Consider the following 8,239-nt stretch of genomic DNA (forward strand, 5'->3'; position numbering starts at 1 on the left):
CAAACAAAAATATTATAACAATATTTAACCGACTCTGTGGTAACTAATTTAATTAAATTAACTTCTACGATTCTTATTAGAAACAACTATTCCAAAATATATTTTGTCAAATATATAATTATAAACAAAAGCATATATCAGATAAAAAACAACAAAACTAAGATCTGTAAGCAATGCTTTCCATATGCTCATATGTAGCCAATAAGCTACTATTGGCAAAGTTACTACTAGCAATCCAAGTTCAAATGAAATCGCGTGAGTTATTCGCATAAGTAAATTTCTTTTTGATCTATGTCCTCCAAAGCGACTCTCTATAAAATCAAAAATATAATTATAAATAAGGTTCCAGACCATTGCTATCAAGGATATAACTATAGCCAAAAACCCAATATCAAAAACACTTTCATTTAAGACATATACCGCAACTGGAGTAAAAATAACCACTCCAAAAACCTCAAATCCAACAGTATGGACTACCCGAGCTAAAAAGCTCATATTCATAGTGTTCAATTGTGACTCCCTACTAGATCCTTCTCTTTTTAGAACTAATGTGAAAAGCTAGCTCCACTAGTTATGTTTTTACCTTCAAGTGAATCAATCGCAACTTTTAAATCTCGAAGCATAAGCTGAGCTAAATCAAAGGTAAATCCTCTTCTAACTAAAACTCTCATAACAACAAGATCTTCTCTATCTTTAGGCATTGAGTAGGCCGCTATTTGCCAACCTTTTGCTCGAATTTTTTCAGAGATATCAAATAAAGTATAATTCTTACCCACTTTAAGAGACCAGCTCACAGCAGGAATACCTCCTTGGCCACTATGGATAATGTCAAAGATACCCATATCATCAAGCTGACTAGCAATATATTTTGTAACATCATAGCTAACTTGATGTACCTTTCTATATCCTTCAAATCCCAATCTAACAAAGTTGTAATATTGAGCAACAATTTGTCCACCTGGTCGAGAGAAGTTCAATGCAAAAGTAGGCATATTACCACCTAGATAGTTCACATTAAAAACTAAATCATCAGGTAAATACTTTTTATCAGACCAAATGACCCAACCAACGCCTAATGGTGATAGGCCAAACTTATGTCCTGATGCATTAATTGATTTGACTCTAGGTAGCCTAAAATCCCATTTAAGCTCAGGATCTATAAATGGCGCAAGGAAGCCTCCAGAAGCGCCATCTACGTGAACAGGAATATCGATTCCAGTTTCTTGCTCAAACTTATCTAAAGCCTTACAAACTTCTTCAACAGGCTCATATTGCCCTGTAAATGTAACACCTAATGTAGGAACTACCCCTATTGTATTTTCATCACATCTTTCTATAACTGCTTCTGGAGTCATTATTAGATTGTCTTTAGACATTGGTATTTCTCTAAGCTCAATATCCCAATATTTTGCAAATTTATGCCAACAAACTTGAACAGGTCCTGTAACAAGGTTTGGCTTTGAGCAGTCTTTACCTTGTGCTTTCATCTTATCGCGCCAACGCCATTTCATTGCCATGCCACCAAGCATTGCTGCTTCGGATGAGCCCGTGGTTGAGCAACCAACTGTATCCTCTGCTGAAGCATTCCATAGGTTTGCTAAAATATTTACACACCTAGACTCTATTTCTGCAGTCTGTGGATACTCATCTTTATCAATCATATTCTTATCAAGGCAGTCATCCATAAGTTTATGTGAGAAATCATCAACTTGAGTTTGACAAAAAGTAGCCAGATTTTGCTTTGAGTTCCCATCCAACATTAACTCATCTTTTATCTCTTGATATGTTTGTAATGGATCTTGTGACCCTACAGGTATTCTAATTTTTGGCAATGACTCCTCAAAAAAATCAAAATCATCTACAATATTCTTTTTACCATGTAACGCCATAACCGCCCCTCTATTTTTTTATTTCTCTAAACTTAAAATCAACAATTTCAGATAAACTAAAAATCTCATTCTTGATATTATCACAGCAAACTGATATTACTAACTCATTATAATAAAATGTTATAAAATCATTAGGATAATCTTCACTAACCCAATCGCTACTATTAGTCTTTTTAAATATAGCATTATCTAAACCTTTTGCAATTCCTAGAGAGTTTCTCTTAACTTGAGACTCTTTTAAACTCCATAGCGTATAAAAATCTTTATATAAATCTTTATTTTGCTCTAAGGCCAGAAACTCGTTATGCTTAAAGTATCTTTTTGCTATTTTTAAAACTTTGCGTTTTTGAGATATTTCTTCGATATCAATACCTATTTGTTGGTATGCAACAGCTATTACTACCTTATTAGCTGTATGGCTGATATTAAAGTGTATATCACTATTACATAGATAAGGTTTACCATTTTCTGATGCAAATAACGGCTCTAATATGGAGAATTTTTCAGATAAAACAAAGTATCTAATAAATTGTGAAAATATTTTTTGATCGCTAGTAAGTTTTGATCGTTCGACTCTATCACCTAACCATGATATAACTTGCTCTACTTGATATTTTTCAAAGTCTAAAATAAAAACTGAGACTTTGGACATAATAATAAACCTATTCTGTTGCTATCTCAGATATTATATCTGTCTTACCTAATATAGCATTAATATAGGCAACATCCTTATATGTAAGACCACCTTGGAATTGTTTAAGAGCAACATAATCCTCAACATAATTAAATATTGAGTCTGCAAAAGAAAGCTGAGCTTGGACAAGAATAGCCTGACGGTTAAGTAAGTCAACAATTGTCTGAGTCCCTGCTTCAAAGCCCTCTAATATAGCTTTCACTGATGCAATACCAGAGTATACAGACTCTCTATATGCTTTTATCTTAACTGCATCTAAAACAACTGTTTGATAAGCTTGAACTGTGCCTGCATAAACTTCCCTTTTTGTTTGAAGTAAAGCATAGTCCGCAGCTTGATTATCATAGCTTGCTTTTTTAAGTCTTGCATAATCAGACCCACCTCTAAGAAGATTCCAATTAACACTACCTCCCACACTTGCAACATCAAACTTTGCAGGTATTAAATCAACTTGTGCAGGATCTCCAGAAAGATTATTCCTCTGCATCTGTATACCACCGGTTAAGTTAACTTGTGGAAAGAAAGTACCCCATTCTATACCAACACCCTCAGTAGCTGCTTGGTACTCAAACTTTTTCTGTGCAATATCAAGGTTGTACTTCTCAGAGGTATTTAGCCAATAATCAATATCATCTGGAATAGGATTTCCAAATTCAGTGTCTTTTGAAATATAAAGGATAGAGCTTATACGCTTACCAATAAGTTTTGCCATCACAGCTTTTGCATTAATAAGGCTTCTTTGTGCACTAACTCTATCGGCAATTGCTTGACGATATTGTGCATCTGTAGTTTTAAAATCGGCATAAGAAACCATTCCTGAGTTATACTGGTACTTTTGTGTTAGATATAACTTTTTGTTCCAAGCTTCGTTGGCAAACTGGAACTGCAGCGCCTGCTCAGCTCTTAATAGTTCAAAATATGCCTGAACTGTATTTACAATCAAAGTCTGTTCGGCCTTAGCATAGATCATTGCATAAGACTTTTGCAAATAGGTTGCTTGAGTATAGGTTTTCCATTTACTCCAGTCAAAAAGCACCTGAGATCCCTGGAAATTAAAAAGATTTGAAGTATCATCGACTTGCCCACCAAACTGATTATACAAATCTCTTCTTAAATTATATTGAAAATCAACTTGTGGTAATAAAGCACCTAAAGCAGCAGGAACAGTCTCAACATTTGCAGCAAAAGTTGATCTTGCTGCTTGATACTCAGCATTATGCTTAGCAGCTAACTCATATATATCAATCAAACTATAAAACTTGTCTTTAGTTTGACCAACCATAGCAACTTTAGCAGCTTTTTTTAGATCATAAAACTGATTACCTTTCTTTATTTCATCCGCTTTAATATACTGTTTCTTCACACTGTAAGGATTTGACGCTATATCAGTTCCTACTGGTCTGCCGACATCATTATATTTAGGAACTGGCGTATCTTCATTAGCCAATGCAAAGCAAAAACTAAAAAAACTTACAAGATATATACTAAGCTTTTTCATAATTGTTCTTTACTTATTATATGTATCAAAGAGAAAGCTTTTCTCAAACTTCTCATTAGCTACTTTTTTTATTATATATGCTTTATCACATACATTATTTCGAATAACAAAAACAATTCTGCCACCAACCTCTAAAAGTTCAAGTAGGCTGTTATCAATATCATCTTCTTCAACGATATTTGATATATATATACAATTGTATTTCTTTTCATTTTTTTTGATATTAGTAAGGTATTCAGCACTATTAAATTCAATATTATAGATTCCTATATTTGCAAGTTGTCGTCTCACCTGACTAAGTCTTTGCTCATCATAATCTATTAATTCAACATTTTTAGCTAGCTTTGCTAAAAGCGCCGCTGGATAACCACACTCAAGACCAAGTTTTAAGACATTATCACCAGCTTTAATATCTAAGGCCTCAATAAGCCTTGCAGTAAGCATTGGACTTCTTAATAACCTATCTTCAATCGTTAACGCAGTATCACAGTATGCTAAACCTTGTAAATGATTCGGCAAAAAGATTTCTCTAGGAACATCCGCCATAACTTTAGCAACACCATCCAAAGAAAGTCCTTCTGTAAGGACTTGCTGTTTAACCATATTTTCTCTAGCAAGCTCGAAATTCATATTTGACCCTATAAATTTAAGAAGTAGTTTTGGTCTACTATTTTAGACAAAAGATGATACCATAATACCATAGCAAAAGGAACCTTACTACTTTTTGCTCTGAGATATCAGTTAAAAAGTTCGTTAATAATATTAAGTTTATCCTGCTCTTTCGTACGATAAACAAAATAACTATAACTACTACCTAAAGACACACCTTTATCTATACAGACTAAATCTTCATTTTCACCTGGTTTTAATGGAAAAGTTGGTAAGAAACCATAACCAACACCTTGAAGAATAGCATTATAGACACTTAAGCAACAATCAAAACTTATTATGTTTGATAAACCAAATTTATTTCGCTGTTTACTCTCTAAAATCAAAGCAGACTCTCTAAAGACAGTATCTAAGTTTCCATAGCGCTTTAGAAGCTTTTTAGAAGCGTACATATCAAAATCAATTCTATGATATAACCTGACATTAAAACCTTTATTTTTAAGATCTTGGACCTCATCATCACTAATTACAGCCAATATAACATCAATACTATAACTCTCTAACATCTCTATCAAACGAGGTTTCTCATAAACCTTCAAATCATACTCAAATGAAAATCCTTGATCTATACACTTATTAATACCATCAAATACACTCTGCTCAAAGATTGGTGACATTCCTATTTTGATATTTGATTTTTTACTTCTTAACAAAGGCAGTTCTAGTTTATTAACTTCATCAACTCTATCTACTATTGATTTTATAAGATCGTAAAAACACTTTCCCTTTCTATTCAGCCTAAGACTATTATTTTTCCTTTCAAAAAGCTCAATCTCAATAATATCTTCTAGGTTTTGTAGCTGTTTAGTTACAGCAGGAGGAGTAAGAAAAAGATTCTCGGCAGCTTTTCTAACACTTTTATTCTCAACAATCGAAATGAAAACTCTAAGCTGATGTAACGTATACGACATATAAAATTTTCTCCACCACACATTAACCATAAGTTAACATATCAATAAAAATTATTCAATTTACGTACTAAAAAATATTGTTTATGATTACCCTCTAATAATAAACTTAAGTGGATTCATAAAATGACTAAAACTAACCTTGAAATAATCAAAAACTTCTTAAACTTTCAAAAAACTGGACAACCTGAAAAAGCAGTAGCACTAATAGATGACAATGCTGCTTGGCATAGTGATAGTATTGAAGGTCCTTGGAGTGGTAGTCATCACGGTAAAGAAGCTATTATTAAACACTTTACAAATATTAAAGCTTCTGTTTCTGAATTTAAAAAAACTCCTATCGACTTAGTTGCAAGTGAAGAAACTAATTTTGTATATGAGTATGCTTATCTAGAGTGTACTTTTCAGCATAATAAAGAATTCTTTGAAACACACCTAATCTCAATATATGAAGTAAAAGATCAGAAAATAGTTTCTTATAGAGTTTTAGAAGATTCAAACAACCTATACCAAACTTACCATAAACAAGCTTCAGGAAAATAGTTTCATGAGTAAAAATATTAGAGTTCTCACTTATACACTCGCTTTTTTATCAATTCTAACAGCTAATGTCTATTTACCTGCTATGCCTGTGTTACAGCATGCCTTTGCAACAACAAAAGCAAGTATGGGGCTAACCGTTAGTTTTTATATGCTAGGGCTTGCTATTGGTATTCCAGTATATGGAACTCTCTCAGACCATATTAAGACTTCAAAAGTTTTAGCGTTTGGTCTTGCTCTATACATTATTGCTAACCTTATAGCTATTTTTTCACCAAATATCTCAACTTTCCTTATAGCCCGTCTAATCCAAGGATTAAGTGCTGCTAGTGCATTATGTTTATGGCAAGTTCTAGCATTTAGCTATTTTGAGAAGCAAGCGACACAAATCATCAATACTGGCTTTATACTTATTGGTTCAATGCCTGCTTTAGCACCAATATTTGGTGGAATAATTTTAACATTCTCAGCATGGTATGGAATTTTTATTGTCCTAATTATAATAGCAGCTATACTATTTTTGATAACTGTAAGACTACCGAACCCGCCAGAGAGTATTCATAAAAAACAGCATAAAGTTGAGCAACAACATATTATTATAGCTATATTCCATCAATATAAGAGCCTTCTTAAAGACTCTAAATTTATGGTTTTGGCTTTAACAAGTGCTTCTATGTATATCTCTGTATATGTATATCTATCTCAAGTTCCATTTTTATTAACAAAGCTTCATTTTGCTACAAAAGAATTTAGTTTATTCTTTATTCCAATATCTATAGCTTTTATATTAGGTGGAATAATCTCTAAGAGATTGTTAAAAGGTGGAGCTAAATTTAAAAAAATGTTTATGCTCCCTGTTAGCTTATTTGTCATAGCTGCAATTGTGGTTTTAATAGCTAAATTTATTGATATACCTCTTTCTGGATGGTTACTAGCAATACCTTTCTTTATTTTCACAATAGGCTCTGGAATCGGTATGCCTAATATAATTAGCCAGGCTTTATCTCTACATCCGCATAGAAGAGGTACAGCAGCTTCTTTTATGGGATTACTACAAAATCTTGCGGCATTTATATTTAGTAGTCTTGGAGCTTATTTAACTCAATATGGCTACAATGGACTAATAATATCTTATATTATCTTAGCTGGCCTACCTCTATTTTGGTTTATAGTTTATATTACCAAGTATAAATAGGACTCTAAAAGTACGTAACAGTAATCTAAAGTGCCAATTTTGTAACTTACTTCTAAACTTAGTCTTGATATTTCTTGTAACCACTTAGCTATTGAGATGGTGGAAAAAGAAGAAATTATCTAAGGCTCTTTAATTCTATTACTTTCAATAATTGAATTTAAGGGCTTTAAACTGATAAAAACTGTATAAAATCATCAAGCCTCAACATCTAAAATGTTAACCATAAGTTAACATTTTAATAAAAAATATTCAATTTATTTATATATAAATGTAATTTAAACTTACTCAGAAATAAAACAAAACTAGAGTTTAAAATGAATAAATCAAATATCAAAACTATTAAAGAATTTTTAAATCTACAAAGAAGTGGTAACTTAGACGCAGCTTTAGAGCTCATAGATGACAATGCAGAGTGGCATACTGATAGCATTAATGGCTCTTGGAGCGGTTCTCACTTTGGTAAAGAAGCAATTATTGAGCACTTTAAAAATACTAAGGGCGAAGTTGACACATTTAGCAAAACTACTATCGATTTAACAGCTAGTGAAAATCTAAATCTTGTTTATGAATATGGCAAAATAGAGTTGGTATTTTCTCATAATAAACAAATTTTTGAAACTTATACTATGTCTATTTATGAAATAAAGAATAATAAAATTATCAGTTATAGAATCTTAGAAGACTCTAACACACTATATCAGGTATATAATAAAAAAGGTTAATCTGTATGCAAAAACAAGCAAAACTACTAATATATCTATTAGCATTATGGGACTGTTGAAATCTGATATTAATTTTAAAATTGTTTAAAATATACTGAAAAGTAATATATGATTTTTTTATGTT

Annotated in this window: 9 protein-coding genes; 3 read left to right on the forward strand and 6 right to left on the reverse strand. The window is 32.1% G+C overall.

The annotated features are described in order from the left end of the window. Positions 1-57 precede the first annotated feature (57 nt). From AB8E56_RS02140 to AB8E56_RS02165, 6 genes are all read right to left on the reverse strand, one after another. Positions 58-510, reverse strand: coding sequence for a PACE efflux transporter (locus tag AB8E56_RS02140; protein WP_329477484.1), 453 nt, complete (start codon positions 508-510; stop codon positions 58-60). Between the two features lie 35 nt (positions 511-545). Further along, positions 546-1,889, reverse strand: a complete 1,344-nt coding sequence (locus AB8E56_RS02145) for a glutamate decarboxylase (RefSeq protein ID WP_329477486.1) — start codon at positions 1,887-1,889, stop codon at positions 546-548. Positions 1,890-1,899: 10 nt separating this feature from the next. Further along, positions 1,900-2,541 (reverse strand): 4'-phosphopantetheinyl transferase superfamily protein, encoded by a 642-nt coding sequence (locus AB8E56_RS02150; protein ID WP_329477488.1) that lies wholly within the window; start codon positions 2,539-2,541, stop codon positions 1,900-1,902. A gap of 10 nt (positions 2,542-2,551) precedes the next feature. After that, the gene (locus AB8E56_RS02155) at positions 2,552-4,081 is read right to left on the reverse strand and encodes a TolC family protein (protein WP_329477490.1); all 1,530 of its coding nucleotides are present in this window, start codon (positions 4,079-4,081) and stop codon (positions 2,552-2,554) included. 9 nt (positions 4,082-4,090) lie between these two features. Next, entirely contained in the window at positions 4,091-4,711 is a 621-nt protein-coding gene (locus AB8E56_RS02160) for a protein-L-isoaspartate O-methyltransferase (protein WP_329477492.1), read from the reverse strand. A gap of 107 nt (positions 4,712-4,818) precedes the next feature. Continuing rightward, complete coding sequence (locus AB8E56_RS02165; RefSeq protein WP_329477494.1) at positions 4,819-5,661, reverse strand: LysR family transcriptional regulator; 843 nt, start codon at positions 5,659-5,661, stop codon at positions 4,819-4,821. Between the two features lie 123 nt (positions 5,662-5,784). On the opposite strand from AB8E56_RS02165, the gene AB8E56_RS02170 reads away from it, so the two are divergent. The 3 genes from AB8E56_RS02170 to AB8E56_RS02180 all read left to right on the forward strand — a co-directional run bounded on the left by AB8E56_RS02170 (position 5,785) and on the right by AB8E56_RS02180 (position 8,115). Further along, a complete protein-coding gene (locus AB8E56_RS02170) occupies positions 5,785-6,201 on the forward strand; it encodes a nuclear transport factor 2 family protein (protein WP_329477496.1) in 417 nt (138 codons plus the stop codon). A gap of 4 nt (positions 6,202-6,205) precedes the next feature. Beyond that, positions 6,206-7,393, forward strand: a complete 1,188-nt coding sequence (locus tag AB8E56_RS02175) for an MFS transporter (RefSeq protein WP_329477498.1) — start codon at positions 6,206-6,208, stop codon at positions 7,391-7,393. 314 nt (positions 7,394-7,707) lie between these two features. Then, the gene (locus AB8E56_RS02180; protein ID WP_329477500.1) at positions 7,708-8,115 is read left to right on the forward strand and encodes a nuclear transport factor 2 family protein; all 408 of its coding nucleotides are present in this window, start codon (positions 7,708-7,710) and stop codon (positions 8,113-8,115) included. Positions 8,116-8,239 lie beyond the last annotated feature (124 nt).

This window comes from Francisella sp. 19X1-34 (assembly GCF_041102755.1).
Classification (GTDB): Bacteria; Pseudomonadota; Gammaproteobacteria; order Francisellales; family Francisellaceae; genus Francisella.